This window comes from uncultured Gimesia sp. (assembly GCF_963976445.1).
GTDB lineage: Bacteria > Planctomycetota > Planctomycetia > Planctomycetales > Planctomycetaceae > Gimesia.
The window spans coordinates 48,534-69,888 of sequence record NZ_CAXBKP010000018.1 but is presented as its reverse complement, the minus strand read 5'-3'; the positions used below and the strand labels follow the sequence as shown (position 1 = coordinate 69,888).

Here is a 21,355-nt window from a genome sequence, read left to right as displayed (position 1 = left end):
TCTAATCTATTTTGTGTCCCATATTCTGTCTATTATGTGATTGTTGAATGACTCAACGATTCATTTCAAGTAGAAATTGTATCGACTGTTACCCAGGAGCAAACCCATCGGTTGGGCCACTCATTCCATTGAACAGCTGAAAGCAGGCGAAACGGTCTCCTTTCGCCCGCATGGGAATTCTATGAAAGGGAAAATTGACTCCGGTCAACTCTGCACCGTCGCGCCCGTCAAAGTGGAAGACCTTGAAAAAGGAGATATTGTTCTATGCAAAGTCAATGGAAATGATTACCTTCATCTCATCAAAGCCATTCAGGGTAAACGGTATCAGATCGGAAATAACATCGGCCGCATCAATGGCTGGATTACCTTTCACTCGATTTATGGTCGATTGGTCAAAGTAGCCCCCTGACTTTCAACCAGACAAAAAACATCAATCTTTCCCCGCATGATCAAGGGCGTCCATTGAACACACTCATCCCTCTACTGCTGGAAAATTTCACACTCACTTTCCTGATCCTGGGTCTTCTGGTTTCCGGGATTTCACTACTGGTGAAGTCACGTCCCCGATCGGCGGCGGTGATCGTGGAAGCGTTGTTTTCTTATTTTCTGCTGTTTTCCATCGGGTTTTCTTTTTTCTCTAACTTCATCATGCACTCCTTTTTTGGAAAAATGATCGCCGGGTTTATCGGCTGGGAACAGAGTCCGTTTCAGTTTGAAGTCGGAACGGCCAGCCTGGGATACGCGGTGGTTGGCTTTCTGGCATTCAAGGGCAGCTTAGGAATGCGAGCCGCTGCGGTCATCGGGCCGTCGCTGTTTCTGCTGGGCGCCGCCGCAGGACACGTATATCAAATGATCATGGCACATAACTTTGCGCCCGGTAATGCGGGAGTCATCTTTTATACCGATCTTGCGATCCCCATCATGGGATTTGTCCTCTTAGGTCTGCAGTATCGATACAATAAAAAACCAGCCGTAGAATAAAACGATTTCATCAGCACATTGAAATGCGACGACAGATCTGGTCCCTCCCTACGTGATGCGCGTCACGTGGAAATCGATATCAAAATGAATCTGCAGTGATATCCCGCACACGCTGCACCTCAATCCAGGAATCGATTCGAAGTGTAGAAACCGCATTTCCGGTATCGCTCACAAATCCATAAGTTCAATGGCTCGCCCATTAACAACAGGTATGCGCTCAAGAATACAGGGGGTAGAGAAAGCCCACTGTATCGGTCTTAGAGCCCCTGGTCTGCACCGATGGCTCCTACAAAAAACTGCTCTATTTCCAGTTCTTTGCCTCCACGCACGTTGCCAAGACGCAACCTAAACTATTGATGTGGGAAATCCATCTCCTGCTTTGCAGAGAAAATCAATCGAACGGCGAGCGTTCAGACTAATTTGAGGAATGGGATCGAAAAATGAAGAATGACACTACACAGCCTGCCTGGCTCAAACCAGATCATTCTGCGCCCCTCCGCACTGTCAAAGATACCATTTCAAAGCGATATCTTCTGGTTGTGGCTTTTCTGTTATTCCTGTTTTTCGTCGTTGACATCTCGATACCGCTAGGTGTGGCTTTCGGTGTGCTCTATGTCCTTCTGGTAAGAGACACAATGCGATCCTCTGGACGGGGATTAACCTTAGGAGTTGCATTTGCTGCTTCGACTCTTACCTTAGTGGGATTTTCTTTATCCCCCAGTGGATCCTCAATGTGGATGGTCGTCACAAACCGCGTCTTGTCACTGATGGCTATCTGGATCACAGCCTATATCTGCTTGAAGCAAAAGCAAGCTGAAAGAGAAAAAAAACATACTGCTTTAAAGCTGGCGAGAATTCAGGAGCGGCAAAAGAAAAGTTCTTCCCATCAGACGATTCTGGAAAATGTCGTCGATGCCATTATTACGATCACATCGCAGGGAATCATCCATGCATTTAACGCAGCCGGAGAACGCATCTTCGGTTACACTGCCGAAGAAGTCATCGGTAAGAATATCAAAATGCTCATGCCGTCCCCCTACCGTGAGGAACACGATGACTACCTGGCCCGTTATCTGACAACGGGCAAACAAAAAATTATCGGCAGCGGTCGCGAAGTGGTCGGACAACGCAAGGATGGGACAACATTCCCCATCCATCTTTCGGTGAGTCTCGTTTTCCTGGAAGAGGATGGCAGAGATGAAGAGATCCTGTTCACCGGTATTGTTCGAGATTTGACGGAGCAAAAACAAAAGGAACTAGAAGCCGCATTACGTACGCGTGAATTACAAATCGCCACCGAGAAAAGCAAGTCAAATGAACGTCGGATTGAAGCCATTGTAAATACGGCCGTCGATCCAATTATTACCATTTCTGGCGTGGGCCTGATCAAGTCATTCAATCCAGCAGCAGAACGCCTCTTCGGATATTCCGCGAGCGAAGTCTTCGATAAAAACATTAAGATGCTGATGCCTTCGCCCTATCGAGAAGCACACGATGGTTACCTGTCGCGTTACCTGTTAACGGGAGAACAGAATGTCATCGGCAGTGGTCGCGAAGTGGTCGGGCAACGCAAGGATGGAACCACCTTCCCACTCCACCTTTCGGTGAGTCAAGTCGTCGTCGAAGATGACGATGACAAACAGGAAATTTTGTTTACCGGCATCATTCGTGACCTGACTGAGCAGAAGCAAAAGGAAGAAGAAGCTGCAGCACAAACACGTAAATTACAAATCGCCACGGAGAAAAGCAAGTCCAATGAACGTCGGATTGAAGCCATTGTAAACACGGCCGTCGATCCGATTATTACGATTTCCGGAATAGGTCTGATCAAGTCATTCAATCCAGCAGCAGAACGTCTCTTCGGATATACCGCAACCGAAGTCTTCGATGAAAACATTAAGATGCTGATGCCCTCGCCCTATCGAGAAGCACACGATGGTTACCTGGCCCGTTACCTGTCAACGGGAGAACAGAATGTCATCGGCAGTGGTCGCGAAGTGGTCGGGCAACGCAAGGATGGAACCACCTTCCCACTCCACCTTTCGGTGAGTCAAGTCGTTGTCGAAGATGAAGATAATGATAAGGAGATTCTGTTTACTGGTATTATTCGCGATCTGACGCATGAAGTCTATCAGAGACAACTCAACGCCGACTACGAAGGACAAATTGAGGCCATCAGTGAATCACAAATGGTGATTGAGTTCGAGATGGACGGTACCATTATCAAGGCAAACAAGAACTTCCTGGATACGATGGGTTACTCTCTGAAAGAAGTGGTCGGCCAGCATCACAAAATCTTTGTTGATCCTGAAGACAGCGACAATGAGAAATATGAAGAGTTCTGGAAGAAACTCAATCAGGGAGAATATATAACGGCAGAATTCAAACGCATCGGCAAGAATGGTCAGAAAGTCTGGCTTCAGGCATCATATAACCCCATTTTAGACTTGGATGAAAAACCCTGCAAGGTTGTGAAATATTCTGTTGATGTCACGAATCGAGTTATGGCCGACCAGGCATTAGTAGTCGCAAGACTTGACTTGCTGAAAGCCAAGGAATCCGCGGAATTAGCAAGCCAGGCAAAAAGTGAATTCCTGGCAAACATGAGCCATGAACTCCGCACGCCCCTCAATGGCGTGATCGGGATGGCAGAGCTGCTATCAGGAACGAAACTGAGTCCCAAACAACTGGAATTTGTGGACGCCTGCCGGAACAGTGGTGAATCGCTGCTCAAATTGATCAATGATATTCTTGACTTTTCCAAAATTGAAGCTGGTAAGCTGGAACTCGATATACATGAATTCGATTTAGAAAAACTCATCATGAATACAGTCAGCACCTTGGTCTGGCGTACCTCAGAGAAGAATCTAGAGCTGCCGTGTTATGTTGATCCTGCATCACGATTGGTATTGAAAGGGGATAGCCATCGCCTGAGACAGATTCTTGTCAACCTGGTCGGCAACGCGATCAAATTCACGAATTTTGGAGAGGTGATTGTTCGCACAAAAACCATTAAACGACTGGATGATCAGGTTACGATTCGTTTCTCGGTCACCGATACGGGTATCGGAATTCCTGAAGACAAGCTCAGCCGACTGTTCCAGTCTTTCTCGCAAGTGGATGCATCAACAACGCGCCACTACGGCGGCACCGGTTTGGGGCTGGTGATCTCTCAAAATCTAGTAGAACTGATGGGCGGCACGATTACAATCGAGAGCGAAATAGGAGTTGGTTCGACATTCTGGTTTGAAATTCCGTTTGAAATTGTCTCTGAGTCAGCCGCAACCCTGACCGATAACAACCCGCTTGCAGGCAAGCGAAGTCTCATCGTAGAAGACAACTTGGTAAATCAGAAAATCCTGGAAAGATATGTCACCGAGTTGGGTCTCGATACCGTCACAGTCGCTTCGGTCGATGCAGCCCTGGCTGCCGTCGAATCTGCGAAAGAAAACAACACTCCCTTTGATCTGGTTTTAACTGATTTCATCATGCCTGAAAGAAACGGTCTGGATTTGGCGCAGGAACTCAAAGAGGAGCCGTTCAAAATCATTCTTCTTTCAGGGTCGACTTGCATTGAATTGAGCCCTAGTGAATTACGCGAATATAGTATCGATGCGACACTCAGCAAACCGATTCAGCGTCGCAAACTACACAAGCTCATCCATGGACTATTCGAAGATAAGCAGGACCAGAAGTTACCGATTATCACACTAGACGGTCAGCCTGATTCAACTGAGGTCAATCCACCATCAAAACACATTTTGATCGCAGAAGATAATAACATCAACCAGATTTATATTACAGAACTCATGAAGCAACTTGGACATACTTGCGACATCGCTAATAACGGGCATGAAGCGATCCAATACGTCCGACAAAATCAATATGACCTGGTACTGATGGATTGTCAGATGCCGGAACTGGATGGTCTGGAAGCCACGCAACGTATCCGACAATTTGAATCGGAAGGAATTCTCGAAGGACACATCCCCATCGTCGCATTGACCGCCAATGCGATCAAAGGTGACCGTGAACGGTGCCTGGAAGCAGGCATGGATGAATATCTCAGTAAGCCAGTGCAGAAAGATCAGGTGATTGAAGCCATCGAACACTTACTCTTTGCCGAACCAGAAGACACGACCGAAAAAAGCACACCAGTGCTAGACATCATAAAAAATCCTGAGCCAAGCGATCCACCCCCCATCAACGCTCAAACACTAATGGAACGGAGTTTTGGAAGTCTGGAACTTGCTGAATCACTCTTAGATGAATTGGAAGCGTCGGGTCGAGATCGCGTTGAGGAGATCCGGATAAAAGCAGAAGAACAAGATGCCAATTCCATGTCTCTGGCAGCGCATTCGCTCAAAGGGGCGACCGGAATTCTGTGTGCTTTGTCACTGGAACGATTATCTGCAAAGATCGAACAGGCAGGCCATACAGAAGATCTCACAGGTATCGAGCCCCTGATCAGAAATATTATCGCGGAAATGGAACGGTGTCTGGATGATCTGCCTCGACTTCGAGAAGAACTGCAGACGCTGGAAGAACAAAATGTCTGTTGAGTGCCTTTGTTCTCAATATCGAAGCTGCGACATTCTAAACCTGTGAATTCATTGAAATACATACTTCAGACAAGACAATAAAAAAGAGGAAAGTATCTCTCACTCTAAAAGTGAAAGACAGCGTAAGGAGTTAACTATGGTAGATTATACAGACAAATCGGAATTTAACGCACTGATTGCGGAAGACGACAAAATCGTCAGCCGCATGCTGTCGTTTGCTCTTTCGCAGGCAGGCTTTGCCTGTAAATCGGCAACAGACGGGATTCATGCCACGGCTCTAATGCATCATAAACAGTATGATCTGGTCGTAACGGACCTGCGGATGCCCAATAAAAATGGACACTCGCTTGCGCTGGAGATGCTGGAAAACGAATCACGGCCCGTGATCATGATTCATACGGCGGTTGAAGATCCGAGCTTAACGAAAGATTTGATTTTTCGTGGAGTCGACGACATCTCTTTCAAACCAACGAACTACGAAATATTCGCTGCTAAAGCACGCGGCCTGGTAGAGCGACAGTACGAGAAGAAAATAAAAATTGGCGATCAAAATCAAGGTAGCTCATCCAGGCAGAAAAACGAAAAAAATGCGTTCAGCTCATCCGTGAGCAATCTAACAAATGGAATTCGAATTTCGCCGACAAAAGTCTATCAACGATTGTCTGAGCTCGAGACCCTGTTACCAATTTCTCATACTCCGTTTAATGTCTACTCAATGGCATCACGGGAGAATCCCGACACCACAGAATTGGCGAAATTGATCACACGCGACGCAGCACTCACTGCCGAAATCCTCAAAGTAGCCAACAGCGCGCAGAGCAACTCTGACGGCGAAGAGATCGACAGTATCGAAACAGCAATCTTACTGATGGGACCTCACAGTATCGGAGAGCGCGCCGTAATGTATGGTGCGCGGCAGGCATTAGTGGAATGTAACATTCCCTGGATCGATCACGATCTGCTCTGGAAACGCTGCCTCGCCGCGAGTTATGCTGTTCGTGTTATTGAACGAACTCAATATGCTGACTCTGACGGTTCGGCTTTTCTGTGTGCCCTGCTCCACCCTATCGGCCGCATTGCTCTGGCGACACTGTTCCCCGACGAACATCGCGAATTAACATTACACTGTCAGGAATCTGGCGAGTCACTGGATTTGGCTGAAGAGGCCGCCTTCGGTCTCTCCTACGGCGAAGTTGGTGCGCGATTCTTTTCATCATGGCGAATTCCCGCAACCTCACGACAACCGCTGGAAAATATTACCCGCACGTTTGACGAATTGATCGCCTTGCAAGATCAGCCACGCCAACGGATCGAGGTCGTCAAACTAGCGCTCTTGCTTTCACGCGTTGCGATGGGGCTCTGGGAACCCTGTGATTCCGTTGATGTGCCTCGTAAGTCTGTATTCAATAAATTAAACATGCCTTCCGTTCAGAGAACCCTATTCTCTATTCGGGAAGCTTGCGAATTTGAAATTCCGACGCAGCAGAAACAATCCGAACCGGGAACAGACCAGTCAACACAACAAGCCACCCCCATTATTGAGTATCTCTCGGCTGCAGACACAATATCAGATTTGCTCTTCCCTCTGCTGGAATCAATGGGACTTCAAGTATTTGATCAACGACAGGAACTGGCGCATCGTGACTTGATTGATGGCGTGTCGCTTGGTGGGAATCAGTTAAGACAATTTGTAGAAACCCAGGACTCACAAGATCTCTATGGCATTGTTCGTAATAAGAGAGATGCATCCCTGTTTAAACCAGATCACTCAATCTGCCTGCCTACCACCATTGAGAGACTACACTCATTTTTCTCAACTTAGGTTGAGATTCAGTACGCCTCACTCTCCTGCTGCGCCTACTCAAGTTACCACAGTAAAAGATCGATGAACGCGAGCTAAAAAACAGCAGCCTCTCAATAACACAGCCAGTGTGAACCTTTTTACACCAGAAGCAATTTTCTACTCGCATAGTGGTTTTTCTGCATCCCACCTTAGCCTATACTGTTAACCATGAAGGTAAGCCTGATCATCTTCATTCTTGGTCTGACGGTTAGCTTCCTGCTCCCTTGGGGTCTGGAACGTCAGATAACGGCACCAAAATTTGAAGAACAACAACAGACCCCCCGCAGCGGTGACAAGCGGCTCGCGAATACACCTGCGCTGGCGGAACGGCCTGACTTCAAGCTGGCTGTAGAAATCGGAGCGGAGTTATCAGGTGCCTGTCTGCAAGACCGTGACGGATACCTCTGGGTTGGCACTTATGGAGGCGGACTCTATCGCTATGACAGTCGTCACCTCAAACGCTTTTCTGCGAGTTCCGGTGAGCTGTCTGGCAGTAACGTCACATCGCTCTATGAAGATTCGGATGGTGTCATCTGGATTGGCACACTCAGCGGCTTAAATCGTTATGACAAAAGGACAGGGCACTTTTCACAGGTTCCCATTCCACCATGCCCCAACCATTCAGGCAAAGCAGGCATCTGGATGCTGCATGGTGATAAAAACGGCCATCTCTGGATCGGAACAAACGGTCAAGGACTGCTGAAATTCAACCCCGTGAAAAATGAAGTGCTGTGTTATCGCCATTTAAAACAGGACGCTACGACGATACCACACGATAACGTCTATAAAATTACCGAAGACCATAATGGCAAATTGTTGCTGGCAACATTCGGCGGAGGCGCCGCGCGGTTCGATCCTGCAACAGAGAAAATCGATCTACGGATCGGCGTGTCCGATGGTCTCAGTAGCTCTCAAGCCTGGTCGATCTTCGAGGACAGTCAACATCGACTTTGGATCGGCACCCAGGAAGGACTTGATCGCTTCAATCCCCAGACCCGAGATCTGACTCATTTTCAGTTCGAAGCAAATAACCCCCAGACTCTGGGCGGCCCTGTCGTCACAAGCGTGCATGAAGATCGAGAAGGCGCATTCTGGATCACATCCTTTAATGGCGATGCGAGCCTTTCACGTCTCGATCCGGACCAAGGTACCTTTACCCGCTTCGGCCCTACTCCAGGAGGACTCTCACAACGTGGTGCACGGACTGTATTCGAGGATGCGTCCGGAATTTTCTGGATTGTGAGTCTGGATGGACTGGTCAAATTTGATCCGAATAGCATGGGATTCGATCTGGCAGCGCTGGGAAGCGGACTACTTCCCATTTATGAGGATCGAGAAGGTACCATGTGGCTCGGTACCATTGCGGGGCTACGAAAATTTGACCGAAAAAAGGGGACTGCAACGCCAGTAACCGATTCGCAACTGAAAAACCAGCTCGTCTCCGCGTTCGCCGAAGATAGTCGCCAACAATTCTGGATCGCCATCTATGGCGGCGACCTTCTCCAATTTGATCGAAAGGCTGAGCGAGTGCTGACCCGCTATAGCCACGATCCTTCCAACCCGCAAAGCATCCCCGCATCAAACTGTATCCGCCGCATTTTAGAAGACAAACTTCATCCCGGTTCGCTCTGGCTGCTGACCCAGGGGGGAGGCCTGGCCCTCTTCGATACCCAAACAGGAGTAGCAACACGATTTGTCCATGACTCCGATGACCCGGCCAGTCTCGCGAACGATACCGCAAGTTATGGCGCGTTGCATCAAGACATCGATGGAACACTCTGGATTGGAACCGATAACGGACTGGACCGGCTGCAACAGGATGCAACTGGTTTTGACCACTACTGGAATGGTGTAGAAAACTCAGGAGGCCTGCATTCCGGTGTGATCCAATCCATTCATCGAGATCACAACCGTACTCTCTGGATCGCGACGTCCGATGGACTTCATCGTTTATCCGATGAAGAGAATGGCATTTTCGAACGTTTTACTGTTAAACATGGGCTATCAGACAATATGGTCCTGGGCATTCTGGAGGACGAGGACCGCCTGTGGGTGAGCACAGCCGATGGACTGACCGCCTTTGACCCAACGGGAAAGATCCCACCGCAGGTGTTCGGTCGGGAAGAAGGACTGCCAGGCGATTCGTTTCTATTAACATCGTTTTACAAGACTCGGGACGGCGAATTCTGGTTTGGTGGCCCGCGCGGTGTGACCCACTTCCGTCCGGATAAACTCAAGGCCAACGACTATATTCCACCGGTTGTCCTCACAAGCCTGACACAAGCGCAGGTACCAATGGCACTGCACGCCGACCCCATCCGCGTGCACAATATCGAACTCGCGTGGCCCGCCAATTATTTTGAGTTTGAGGCAGCGGCTCTGAGCTATTCCATGCCAGGACTAAATCGCTACCGTTACAAGCTGGAGGGCTTTGACACAACCTGGTTTGAATCGCAGGAAGGTTCTGGACGCTACACCGGTTTACCAGGCGGACAGTACCTGTTGCGCATTCAGGGTTCGAATAATTCTGGACTCTGGAATAAAGCAGGAGTCTCACTAGGTGTTATTGTGCATCCCCCATTCTGGGAAACGCGTTGGTTTCGGACACTTGCGCTCGTGCTGGCAACGGTACTTATTGCTGGTACCACCCGGTACGTAGAAGTGCTGCGTCACGAAGTACTACAACGCCGTTGCGCAGAACGAAAACGTGATACCGCGGAGCTCCGCATGCGCGAAGCCACAAAAATGGAAGCTTTAGGCCGTCTTGCCGGAGGCGTTGCACACGATTTCAACAACCTCTTGACAGTCATTCTGTGCGAGTTGGAACTGGCAAATCTTCAGCTGGAAGAACAACCGATTGAAGGCATCGCCCCGGCATTAAATTCCATTGAGGAAGCAGCAGAACGAGGAACCGAACTGACTCGACAACTGCTGACATTCAGTTCCAACCGCTCTTCGAAACGACAACTCATTAACTACAATGAACTGATCAACAAGACACTCCCCTTCTTTTCCCGAGTCCTCGGTAAAGACATTCACATTCAATGCGAGCTGGCAGATTCCCTGGGATTCGTACTGGCGGACTCGGGAAACCTGCATCAGGTACTCATGAACCTGATCGTCAATGCCCGTCACGCCATGGCTGAAGGGGGCACACTGACGATATCCACATTCGAACAAACGATTGCGCAATCGGAAAGTACACCAGAACGGCCTGCCGGAGATTTTATCGGTCTCGCTGTCCGCGATACAGGCTGTGGCATGAACGAAAAAACGAAACAGCACATTTTTGACCCCTTTTACACAACGAAAAGAAATGGCGAAGGAACCGGACTGGGGCTGACTTCGGTCAAAGAGATTGTTGAGCAACATGGAGGATTTATCGAACTGGAAAGCTCACCTGAAATCGGAACCTGCTTTCGTTTATTGCTTCCAAAATCAGATAGTCAAAGTATTGAGCAGCCGATTCATACTACACCTACAACACCAGAAAAAGTGACCGGGACCATACTACTGATAGAAGACGATCGTGGTGTGCGCAAGGCGCTGCGGGAAATGCTGGAACGGGATGGTTACCGGATTGTCGAAGCAGACAACGCAACCAAGGCACTGGCCATCTGGAAAGAAACTCCGTCTCACTTCGTTGCAGTCGTTTCTGATGTCGTATTGCCCGACCTGAATGGGGACAAAGTTGTAGAACAGATTCGTGTGGAACGCCCCGAAATTCCCGTTCTCTTCATTTCAGGCTACACACCCAAACAGGTGCAATTGAATCCCCACGGTTTTGGTCCCTGGAAAGTGCTTCACAAACCAATCCAGCGAGAGAACCTGTCGAGTGCATTATCTGAAATATTCGCAGAAACCAACCAGCCAGCAAGTTAGGAATTAGAGTCTGTCACCAACAGACTGTTCTCACGCCCGTATCGAATCGACGGAAGTTGACTCACGTTTCGCAGGCCCGAGCCGGTCTTTGACGTCCATTCCCGCAAGCATCGTATTGTAAACATCAATCCCTTCCGCACCGACGTCCATGATTTCGCCCGTTTTGAAACGCCCATTCGCACCGGTGATCGCATGGAACACTCCTGACAATTCGCGTTTCACATCATTATGGCGACCATCGCCTGACTCGGTGGAAATCGTAATCAGAGAATTTTCCAGAATCGTCCGACCATTGGCCTCTCTGGAATCAGCGTCATTCAGCCGTTGCAGGAAGTAGGCAATCTCGCGCATCTTCATGTGAGCATGCGCCCGCAGTGCCTCATTTTTCTTCTTCTCATTGAACTTGTGCCACCATTCGTGACTGCAGCCTTTATCCCCTGAAGCCTTCTGCTGGCGGGCATCGTCAAACTGCCAGATTTTTTTGCCGTCATATTCATAGTCACCCGTCAGTCGAATCCGTTCTCCCGCTGCCAGAAAAGTCAAAGCGCCAAATCGGGTACGGTCCATCTGAATCGCCAGCGCATATAGATCAGCCATTAAACGCCATTCGGTCGTCAGTTCCTCAAGCGTAATATCAACTCCCATACCACCAGGGTCTGCCGGTCCGCCGTGAAGAATCTGCGAACGAGGTGGTAACTGAGGTGCATTGGGACTTTTGCTCTTCAACGCAAAGGCACGCTGTTCGAATTCACGAATACGATCAAGGTGGTCTGCAACGCGCGATTTCGAAGCCGAACCGAGTGGCGAGTTCGCTCCGGTATAATACTTGTAGTCCGCGACAACCGAATCCAGCACACTCCGTTTGAGTCGTTTCCGCCGCACATCCGATTCATCGCCTGAGAGAGAAATCGTGCCAAAAACACGGTCAAACAGATCGCGCGGTTTTTCCTGCATCGTCGCAGCCACCGTACAATCCTGATTGTAACTATGCACATAGCGCCCCACGCGACTGCGCCGGAAGAAGGTCCCACCGATCAATGTCGGCACCATGCCCGCCGGCAATCCTTTCGGGTAATGAGTTTTGCGGACCACCTGGTCAATCGAAGGCCCTCCTGACCGGGCTTCTCCATTGGGAGGTTCCGCGGTAAACGCGCCGGAGGCACCATCGTAGTGCGCGTTGATCCCTTTTTCATCACACCGAATCTGATCGACATTCCGCATAATCAGCAGTTTGTCTTTTAATGGCTTCAGCGGCTCTAGGACGCCTTCGAAGCCTTCGGTTTGCAACGGAGCAGGAACTCCGAGACCAAAGAACACATTGAACGCTCTGACCGGAACCGCTTGCTTTGGAGCCGCTGCCACCTGGGAATCCAGCATCTCTTCCAGTAACGGCAGTCCAACCGTCGCTGCTCCCATGCTTCGCAGCATCATTCTCCGATTCATCTTTCGTTTCAACATTCTCACTTCTCCGATGAATTAGGTTCCGTTCTCGTCATCTGTACCAGATCACTCAATACGATTGCTGTGATCAAACTGGAATAGGTTCCCCCCTTTTTCTGGGCGGCTTTATGAATCTGATCCAGTATTCGCGCATCTGAGGCAACAAGCGGTCGACCTAATGCGAATTGGGTGACTTTCCAGGTAATCGATTCCTGAACGCGCGGACTCTCTGCCATCAGGTTCATCAACGCGGCACTCGTCTCATAAGAGACCGGTTTGGCCGCGCCCGGGAATAGAATTTCTCCATCCTCGCGCAATTGGTTTCCATGCTCATCTCGTTCATGAAAGGCCCCCAGGCCATCATATTTTTCCAGACCAAATGCCAGCGGTTCAAAGCGGACATGACAGCCGCTGCAGGAAACATTCGCCAGCCGTTGTTCCGCAATCCGTCGTTGGGACAACCCTGGTTTCGAAGGGACAGGCGTGATATCGAGACCAGGGGGAGGATCTTTCACGACACCGCGCAGGATTCCGTGTAGCACAAACAAACCACGAGTCACCATCGACGCTTCGTCTCCCCCTACTGTCAGTACACTCCCCTGGGTAAGCAGGCCACCCCGTGCGGGAACAGAAGACAGATCATAACGTTTGAGTCCAGTACCTTTGGGTTTGAGACCATAGTGCGCTGCCAGGCCAGGCGTGGCATAAGTCAGCTGCGCGTTTAACAAATCCGACAGCGGACGATTTTGCTCCCAGACAATCTCTTTAAAAAAGGCCTGTGTTTCGTCGCGCATGTCTGCCGCAAGTCCTACGTTCCAGTGCGGGAACTTTTTCCGATCTGGGCGGAGATTGCTTAACCGATTCAGATTCAACCATTCCGAGAGAAATTGCAGAGAACGATTAACGGCTCGCGGGTCCTGCAACATGCGGCGGGCCTGTTTTTCGACCTTCGCGCGATTATGTAATTCGCCCGCGTCGGCAGCCCGCATCAATTCCTGGTCCGGTGGTCCGCCCCAGATGATATAGCTCATCCGAGACGCGAGTTCATAATCATCAGCGGGCCACGCACTGCCATCGCCGCGCTGATTTTCGATTCGGTAGATAAAGCGGGGAGACTGTAGCATCGCTTCAATTGTAAGACTGACTGCTTCCTGATAATTACCCCCCGCACTGGCGACCGTCGTCGCAATGCCACTATAAGTGGTTACTTCACGGTCTTCGAGCGGACCGCGGAATAACCATTTCCCCATGTCGGCGATAAACTTTCGCATGGTAGCATCGGTAGAAAGTTTCCGGCTTTTGGAAAAGCGCCCCGCAAACTTCATGACATCCATCCGCTCCACGATGATCTCTGCGAGACGGGCATAGATCTCCACATGCTTGAGATCGACATTCAAGTTATAAGCCGTGTTGCTGAAACCATCGGCCCGCAAATCAGGCGGCAACAGTTCGCGGGCTTCCCGCGCAATATCAACACCGACGGCACTGCGCACGGTTTCGATATATTCAGGAACCGTCAACCGCTGCAACCAGACAGCCCCCGCGCGGCCCTCATACACATATACGGCCGGATCAATCATTTCAATCGACCAGGCCGCCCCTTTGTCGATCCACTGTTTAAGTAACGTTTTTTCCTGCTTCGTCAGCGGCTCACCCTCGGGAGGCATCGCACCAGTTTTGATCTGTTCCCACAGCAGACTCTCCCCTGCCTTACCGGGTACAATCGCTTTCCCACTCTCTCCACCAGCAAATGCGGCCACTTTTCGTGATAAATCGAGTTGGCCTTTCTTGGCAGCCGAGTCGTGACAATCCAGGCAGTTCCGCGCCAGTAGTGGCGCAACCTGCGTTTCAAACTCATGCCGTGCTTCTGCGGCTGCGAGTGCTGCTTTTGTTTCTGCACTGTTGGTTTTGGATGTCGTTCCCGCTCGGAAATTCTGTTTGACTTCACTGTCGGTCAGAGCACGACTGAAGATCGCAACTAGATGAAATTCGCCCAACCAGGGTCGACCCCCTGTTTTTTCATTCGCTAGAATCAACCCAAAATCGTTGTCCCAGTTACTGAGCTTGCCGGACAGCATCTGCTGAGCCTGTTGCTGACCATTAATATAAATTCGCGCAGTCCCCTGTGTGTCACGCGTATAAACCACATGCGTCAACGCTGTTTTCACAAATTTGTTCGGGGTCGCGGTCGAAGGAAGCCCATTCGTACTGGTCGAGGTCGTGCGCAAACGCACGTCGTACTGTTTCCCTTCCTGTCCCAAAGTCAGATTCCGCTGGCTCGAATTTCCTGAAAGTGAAATGATCCGAGCCGGACCTTTCTGACGATCGTTCGCAGGGCTGATCCATGCTTCGACGGTCAAGCTATTCGCCCGTTTGACCGGGTTAATGATTTTCTTAGCCGATGCGGCGGAATTGATTTTTGTAGAAGCACGAACGACAAGCGCCCCCTGCTTCCACTGCACTGCCTTAGGTTTCTCAATTTTTAAATCGAGTGGCTGTCCGACCCCGGAACGATCCCGAATCAAAGCGCCCTGTCCGGCGTCAAATGTGTATAACACCTGCAGATCACGGGAAACGCGAGGAGCAGCCGCGGCGAGAGAACCAATGGACACGAAAAAGAAGAACGGCAGACAGACCAGTATTTGTTTCCGCACGACAAAACGTCTGAGACTCGTGGTCATCACATGGTCCTTGTCATCTGTAGGATGCCAGGTTGAATTGATGAACCATCAAAATTCAAAGCTGACACAGCACCGCTATTAACGCTGCATTGCTGAAATAGGCAGGGAGACATCAACGTTACCATGTCACTGTGATTTTCGGTGATGCCTTTTCATCTGCACAACGGCAAAGAATGAGGAAGAACTCCTCAAGTGACCTGTTTTTACGCGCAATCAATCACAGAACAAGATCAATCGTAAACCCCTGTCAGGCACATGTCAATCCTCGACCAGCGCGACGCTCAAACCACGGAATACTTGTCACGCGGTGTTTGTAACGTTTCAGCGTTATCGACTGCGTTTTGAGAAGGAACCGGTTCCAGCAGGTAATGGGAAACATACCATTCTGAGCCGTCCTGATAACCAAACAGTTCCGCAACAGCCAGGAAGAACAGACGCCAGCGGATGACCCAACGATTTGCCTGTTCTTCGCCGTAGGTTTGAGCCAGAATCGGCAATATCTGGTCTCGCCTTTGATCGAGATTCGCCAGCCAGGCTTCGGAAGTCCGTTGATAATGTCGCCCATCCCAGCGCCACTGTTGGGCGACCTTCATGTGATCGTTGAACTGTGACAGATAATCGTCGCTGGGCATAATTCCGCCGGTGAAGAAATGGCGAGCCATCCAGTCGTCGGCACTTTGGTCACTGAATTCATACACGAACTGACGATGACAGAAAATGTGCACGAATAATTTTCCTTGGTCGGTCAACCAATTGGAAATGCGGTTCAGCAGGAGTTGATAGTTCCGCATATGTTCAAACATTTCGACCGACATCACACGATCAAACTTCTGTGACGTCGAAAAGTCATTCATATCAGCGGTAATGACGGTGAGCCGATCGGATACCCCCTGGTCTACTGCCTGCTGCGCGATATATTCACGCTGAGAATGCGAGTTCGACACCGCCGTCACGCGACAGTTTGGATAGTTCTGCACAATCCACAGCGACAACGATCCCCAGCCACACCCCAGCTCCAGAACCTGCATTCCGTCTTCCAGCTGAGCATGCAGACAAGTCGCGCGTAACGCCGCTGTTTCTGCTTCGTCGAGTGTGGAGACTCCTTCCGGCCAATAGCAACAACTGTATTTACGACGGTCGCCTAATACACGCTGATAGAATTCGGCAGGAACTTCATAATGCTGTTCGTTCGCCTTTTCCGGAACAAGGGCGACAGGGCTCTGTTTCGCCGCTTCAATAAAAGCCTGACGTAGCTCTGCGTTGGCGTGATCGCCGCCGGCATCCAATGTCGCCAGACGTTTGGCGCATAGTCTCCGAATGGCCCGCCGCGTGAGCCAATCGGGAACCCAGCCTCGTTCAACAAGTTCAATCGCAGCATTAATGATCAAATCGGATTTCATGTTGTCACCTGTTTCTTTTCAGGAGGCCAGAGGAAAAACGCATTTGTCGTTTGCTGATAGTCCCGGTAGGCATCACCACGACTTTTCAGCGCTTGCGCTTCCGTGGGGGGAATCCCGGTCACATTCAGAATGAAGTGCAACATCAGCAGAGGTCCCAAAATGGTGAGCCAGCCCCACGGTGCCGCCATCGCCAGACCGACATAAGACCACCAATGCAACCACTCAAAAAAGTAATTTGGATGCCGGGAATAGTTCCACAGTCCCTCACGACATACCTGCCCCTTGTTGTCGGAATTCGCACGAAAATGGGCGAGTTGCCAGTCAGCCACCAGTTCCCCCACAATCGCAATCAACCAGACAGTGATCCCCAGAAAATCAAACACTCCCAATGGAGATGTGCCCTGCGCAGCGATCAACATCGGCAGCGCAAACAGCAGGCTGCCGATAGCCTGAAATTGATAAAACCAGAACAGTTTGGATTGAGCGGCAATGCCCCAGTTCTCTTTTAAGGTCTGATAACGTCCGTCTTCCGGCATAGTTAACACACGCCACAAAACGTATCCGCTCAACCGCAGTGCCCAGACCATCGCCAGCACAGCCAGTACGATCCGTCGTATCAGATCCCCCTCGTGACTGCCCCAGACAAAAAACAGGGTCAGGAATCCGACCCCCATGCCCCAGGCCACATCCACGATACCTGCATCTCCGGTCTTTCGCTGTAACAGCCAGAGCAGAGCCATGACGAGTGCCATAAAAATCCAACCGCAGCCCATCATCAACCAGGGATTCATGCCAGGACCTCCTGTTCCTGAGAAACGAATTGGTCAACAGCCTGCTGCTTAACCGGATCAAAGCGACAGCCCGATTTGGCAAACAGCATCTGAACCGTATTGCACTGCCGTTCCTCAAATGCCGCTTCGCAGTAGCTGAAATAATAGTTCCACATGCGAATGAACGAGTCGGAATAGCCCAGTTCGCGCACCCGTTCCAACTGATTTTGAAACTGCTGCTGCCAGCAACGTAAAGTCTGGGCGTAATGCGGGGCGATATCATCCAGCTGCAGCAGTCGCAAGTCGGAAGCGCGGGCCGTCGATTGCAGAATGGCTGCCACGGAAGGTAGACAACCGCCCGGAAATATATAGCGGCGAATGAAATCCACACTGCGGAGATAGTCTTCGAACCGCTGATCTTTGATCACAATACTTTGCAGAAACATCATCCCATCAGAGCGCAGCAACTGACTGCACTTTTCGAAATACGTTTCAAAATATTCGGAACCGACGGCTTCAATCATTTCGATCGAAACCAGTTTATCATACTCCCCTTCCAAATCGCGATAGTCCGAGAGCAAAACTGTAACCTGATCGGAAAGGCCTGCTGCGTGGACGCGATCAACAGCCAGATTAAATTGCTCACGAGAAATCGTCGTCGTTGTAACACGGCAGCCATAATTCTCGGCGGCATAAATCGCCAGTCCACCCCACCCGGTACCGATTTCCAGTAAATGATCGCCGGGCTGCAGATTCAGGCTGCGGCAGGCGCGATCCAGTTTCGCCAGCGAGGCATCCTGCATAGTAGAAGAATCATTTTCAAACACGCCGCTGGAATAGCACATCGTCTCATCGAGAAATAACTGATAGAAATCGTTCCCCAGATCATAATGCGCATGGATATTTCGGGCTGACCCCATGCGGGTATTACGTCTGAGCCAGTGCCCTGCTCTGGCCGCCTTCTGACGAAACCAGGCAAAACCTCGCTCAAATTGGTCGGCGACTTCCAGATTTCGAATAAAGATCCGAACCAGCGATGTCAAATCATCGGCTGACCAGTCTCCGTCAATCAACGACTGCGCAATCCCCAGTCCGCCGCCCAGCACCGCACGACGATAAAACCGAGGATGCTGCACGATCACCTCGACACACAAATCGGAATTCTCTTCACCAAAACAGAGTCGCTCACGCCCGTCATAAAGAATGACCTGTCCACGAACCAGTCGCTGCAATCGCTTGAACAACAAGCGGCGACAGACCGAATCGATCAATCCCAGTCGTGAAGTCAATTCCATGTCTCGATTATCCACAGTATTCTCAAGTGCCGTCATGGTGTCCTCGAACTTGAACTTTCGTCAGAAGAGATAGAAAGGCCGGGATGTGGATAAAAGGGAACCCGTTTGATCCACAATCGCAGTGCCTGCCAGTAAATCGCAGCAAAAACGGTCCAGGTCATTAGCGGATATCGCATCAGAGAGCGCATTAAACTGGCTGTCGTAATTTCTCGTCGTTTCAGCTGCATCGTCACGCTTAGAACTTTTTCCGTTTGTTGCTGATTTTCAATATTGATGGTCAACGCCTGACGGGGTTCAGAAAACTGCCAAAAATATTCCATATCCATCGGCATGAAAGGCGAGACGTGGAACTCCTTCTCGGTTGATGAATTCTCGCCCTGTTCCTTGAACTGATCTCGCCCCAACACATAACAATGTTGCTCGCCCCAAGGCGTGTTATTGACCTCAGCCACGATGGTTTCAACCTGTTCATTGATTTGATCGAAACAAAAGTAAAACGAAACCGGATTCATCATGAAGCCGAAATAACGTAAATGGGTCAGTAACCGAATCGCCCCCTGTGGACGGACATGCCCTTGCTCTACGACCAGATCGCGAACAGATTCCGCCAGCGACTTTTGAGAGTCTCCCAAATGATCTTCACGACGAAATTGCGCCAGAGCAAGCCGACGTGTAGACCAACACCAGCGCCTCTCAAAGAGGCTCTCCAGCTCATCCAGATCGAGGTACATCAGGAAGATTCGGTTGAGGAAACTGTGCTCAACGGGTGTGAATCGTCTGTGTTTAACCCAACCTTCGTAGATCCCACTTTCCATGTTTCATCTGTTCCCAATAACGCCTTGCAAACTGCCAACGCACTACTCACTCCATCTTCATGAAAACCATTTCCCCAATACGCGCCGCAAAACGAAGTATGCTGCTGATTGATCACTTCCGAGTGACGCCGTTGTGCGGCAGCACGTCCCGTAGTAAAAATGGGATGCGCATAATTGATGCGGCGAATGACCTTATCCGGATCAACGCGATCTTCACTATTCAATGTCACACAGTATGTATTTTTTGTCTGCAAGCCCTGCAGCTGATTCATGTTGTACGTGACAGTTGCTTTCTGATTACTGCCGCGAGGCATGAAATAATTCCAACAGGCCCACGCACGAGTCGTTTTAGGTAGAACCGAGGTGTCGGTATGTAATTGGGCCACATTTGCTTCATAAGGGAACGCCGAAAGGAGTTCCCGTTCCACCGAGTTCGCTCCTGCCCCCAGAATTCGCAATGCCTGATCGCTGTGGCAGGCGAAAATCAGATGGTCAAATCGCTCTGAAACACTGTTTAATGGAGTCACCTCGACATAATCTGCGTGGCGTGTGACTGAGCTAATCGGTGTCTCAACACGTAGGGACTCACGAAATCCGGCGGTAATCGCTTTGACGTATGTGTTGGAACCGCCACAGATCACTCTCCATTCAGGTCGATCCCGAATCGCCAGAATTCCATGATTCTGATAAAATTCAACAATGAATCGAATCGGAAATTGCTCAAACGTTCCCAGCGGACAGGACCAGATCGCTGATCCCATTGGTAGAAAATATTGGTCGATGAATGCCTGTGAGTAGTGATGTCGTGCCAGATAGTCGCCTACCGTCTGTACTTCATCGGTCGATTGTAAAATCTCAAGTGACTCGCGGTTAAATCGCAGGATGTCACGCAGCAGACGATAGAAACTCGGGCTGATCAGGTTCCGGCGCTGAGCAAAAAAGCCGTTCAAATCGGCGCCACGATATTCGAGGCCCGTTCGATCGCACTTCATACTGAAACTCATCGCGGTCGGCTGCGATGCCACGCCGAGTTCCTTCAGGATGCGTGTAAAATTCGGATACGTCTGATAGTTAAAGACGATAAATCCCGTATCGACGGCGTGGTGCGCGCCATCCTGTTCGACATCAATCGTATTGGTATGTCCGCCGACATAGTGATTGGCTTCGAATAGTGTGATGTCATGTTGCTCATGCAGGCGGTAAGCGGCAGTCATCCCCGAGATGCCGCCGCCGATGATCGCAATTTTCATCACCGCACCTCTTTCGTTTGACTGCTAATTTCACAACTGGAATTCCCATGACAACGACCGGTCAGTTTCAGTCTATTTTTCGCGAAAACACGATAGGCAAGATCCAGAAAATGAGAGACTCCCGGCAGTCGAGTGGGAAAGACCAGCCAGCTGAAACCGATGGCAGAATACAACTTGCGGAATACTTCGACGCCTGTAACCCAGGTTCCATCAGGCAGACGTGCATGAATTTCCTCCATGAGTTGCTCCCTGGATTTACCATAAGCGTCTAATTCAAACTGAGGTGCAGAAATGTCGGTAAATATAACTTTGTGACGACGATCCAGACGACGAATCATGTTGATTTCCTTCCGGCACAACGGGCAGGCACCGTCAAAAAACACTTCCACTTCGATCTGTTGATTCGTCAAAGATTTTGTCCCCACAGGTAACAGTT

The 21,355-nt window shown here is 50.1% G+C and carries 13 protein-coding genes; 5 read left to right on the top strand and 8 right to left on the bottom strand.

Annotation, left to right across the window (positions count from 1 at the left end; all coding sequences use genetic code 11):
- Positions 1-181 precede the first annotated feature (181 nt).
- The 5 genes from AAC022_RS18615 to AAC022_RS18595 all read left to right on the top strand — a co-directional run bounded on the left by AAC022_RS18615 (position 182) and on the right by AAC022_RS18595 (position 11,268).
- Entirely contained in the window at positions 182-409 is a 228-nt protein-coding gene (locus AAC022_RS18615) for a hypothetical protein (RefSeq protein ID WP_339733479.1), read from the top strand.
- 53 nt (positions 410-462) lie between these two features.
- Positions 463-981: a DUF6790 family protein gene (locus tag AAC022_RS18610; RefSeq protein WP_339733477.1), complete on the top strand. Its 519-nt coding sequence runs from the start codon at positions 463-465 to the stop codon at positions 979-981.
- Positions 982-1,421: 440 nt separating this feature from the next.
- Positions 1,422-5,543: a PAS domain S-box protein gene (locus AAC022_RS18605; protein ID WP_339733476.1), complete on the top strand. Its 4,122-nt coding sequence runs from the start codon at positions 1,422-1,424 to the stop codon at positions 5,541-5,543.
- A 136-nt stretch (positions 5,544-5,679) separates the two neighbouring features.
- Positions 5,680-7,365: an HDOD domain-containing protein gene (locus tag AAC022_RS18600; protein ID WP_339733475.1), complete on the top strand. Its 1,686-nt coding sequence runs from the start codon at positions 5,680-5,682 to the stop codon at positions 7,363-7,365.
- A 189-nt stretch (positions 7,366-7,554) separates the two neighbouring features.
- A complete protein-coding gene (locus AAC022_RS18595) occupies positions 7,555-11,268 on the top strand; it encodes a two-component regulator propeller domain-containing protein (RefSeq protein WP_339733473.1) in 3,714 nt (1,237 codons plus the stop codon).
- Between the two features lie 30 nt (positions 11,269-11,298).
- On the opposite strand, the gene AAC022_RS18590 is transcribed toward AAC022_RS18595, so the two are convergent.
- The 8 genes from AAC022_RS18590 to AAC022_RS18555 all read right to left on the bottom strand — a co-directional run bounded on the left by AAC022_RS18590 (position 11,299) and on the right by AAC022_RS18555 (position 21,329).
- Entirely contained in the window at positions 11,299-12,726 is a 1,428-nt protein-coding gene (locus tag AAC022_RS18590) for a DUF1552 domain-containing protein (protein ID WP_339733472.1), read from the bottom strand.
- Positions 12,727-12,728: 2 nt separating this feature from the next.
- Positions 12,729-15,389, bottom strand: coding sequence for a DUF1592 domain-containing protein (locus tag AAC022_RS18585; RefSeq protein ID WP_339733471.1), 2,661 nt, complete (start codon positions 15,387-15,389; stop codon positions 12,729-12,731).
- 281 nt (positions 15,390-15,670) lie between these two features.
- A complete protein-coding gene (locus AAC022_RS18580; RefSeq protein ID WP_339733469.1) occupies positions 15,671-16,789 on the bottom strand; it encodes a cyclopropane-fatty-acyl-phospholipid synthase family protein in 1,119 nt (372 codons plus the stop codon).
- Positions 16,786-17,580: a DUF1295 domain-containing protein gene (locus AAC022_RS18575; protein WP_339733467.1), complete on the bottom strand. Its 795-nt coding sequence runs from the start codon at positions 17,578-17,580 to the stop codon at positions 16,786-16,788. Before AAC022_RS18575 ends, AAC022_RS18580 begins: the two co-directional genes overlap by 4 nt.
- Positions 17,577-18,890 carry a cyclopropane-fatty-acyl-phospholipid synthase family protein gene (locus tag AAC022_RS18570; RefSeq protein WP_339733465.1) on the bottom strand — a complete coding sequence of 438 codons (1,314 nt, stop codon included), beginning with the start codon at positions 18,888-18,890 and terminating at the stop codon, positions 17,577-17,579. Before AAC022_RS18570 ends, AAC022_RS18575 begins: the two co-directional genes overlap by 4 nt.
- Entirely contained in the window at positions 18,887-19,669 is a 783-nt protein-coding gene (locus AAC022_RS18565; protein WP_339733463.1) for a DUF1365 domain-containing protein, read from the bottom strand. The genes AAC022_RS18570 and AAC022_RS18565 overlap by 4 nt, the downstream gene beginning before the upstream one ends.
- Positions 19,585-20,919 (bottom strand): FAD-dependent oxidoreductase, encoded by a 1,335-nt coding sequence (locus AAC022_RS18560; RefSeq protein ID WP_339733462.1) that lies wholly within the window; start codon positions 20,917-20,919, stop codon positions 19,585-19,587. The genes AAC022_RS18565 and AAC022_RS18560 overlap by 85 nt, the downstream gene beginning before the upstream one ends.
- Entirely contained in the window at positions 20,919-21,329 is a 411-nt protein-coding gene (locus tag AAC022_RS18555; protein ID WP_339733460.1) for a DUF393 domain-containing protein, read from the bottom strand. The genes AAC022_RS18560 and AAC022_RS18555 overlap by 1 nt, the downstream gene beginning before the upstream one ends.
- Positions 21,330-21,355: the final 26 nt, after the last annotated feature.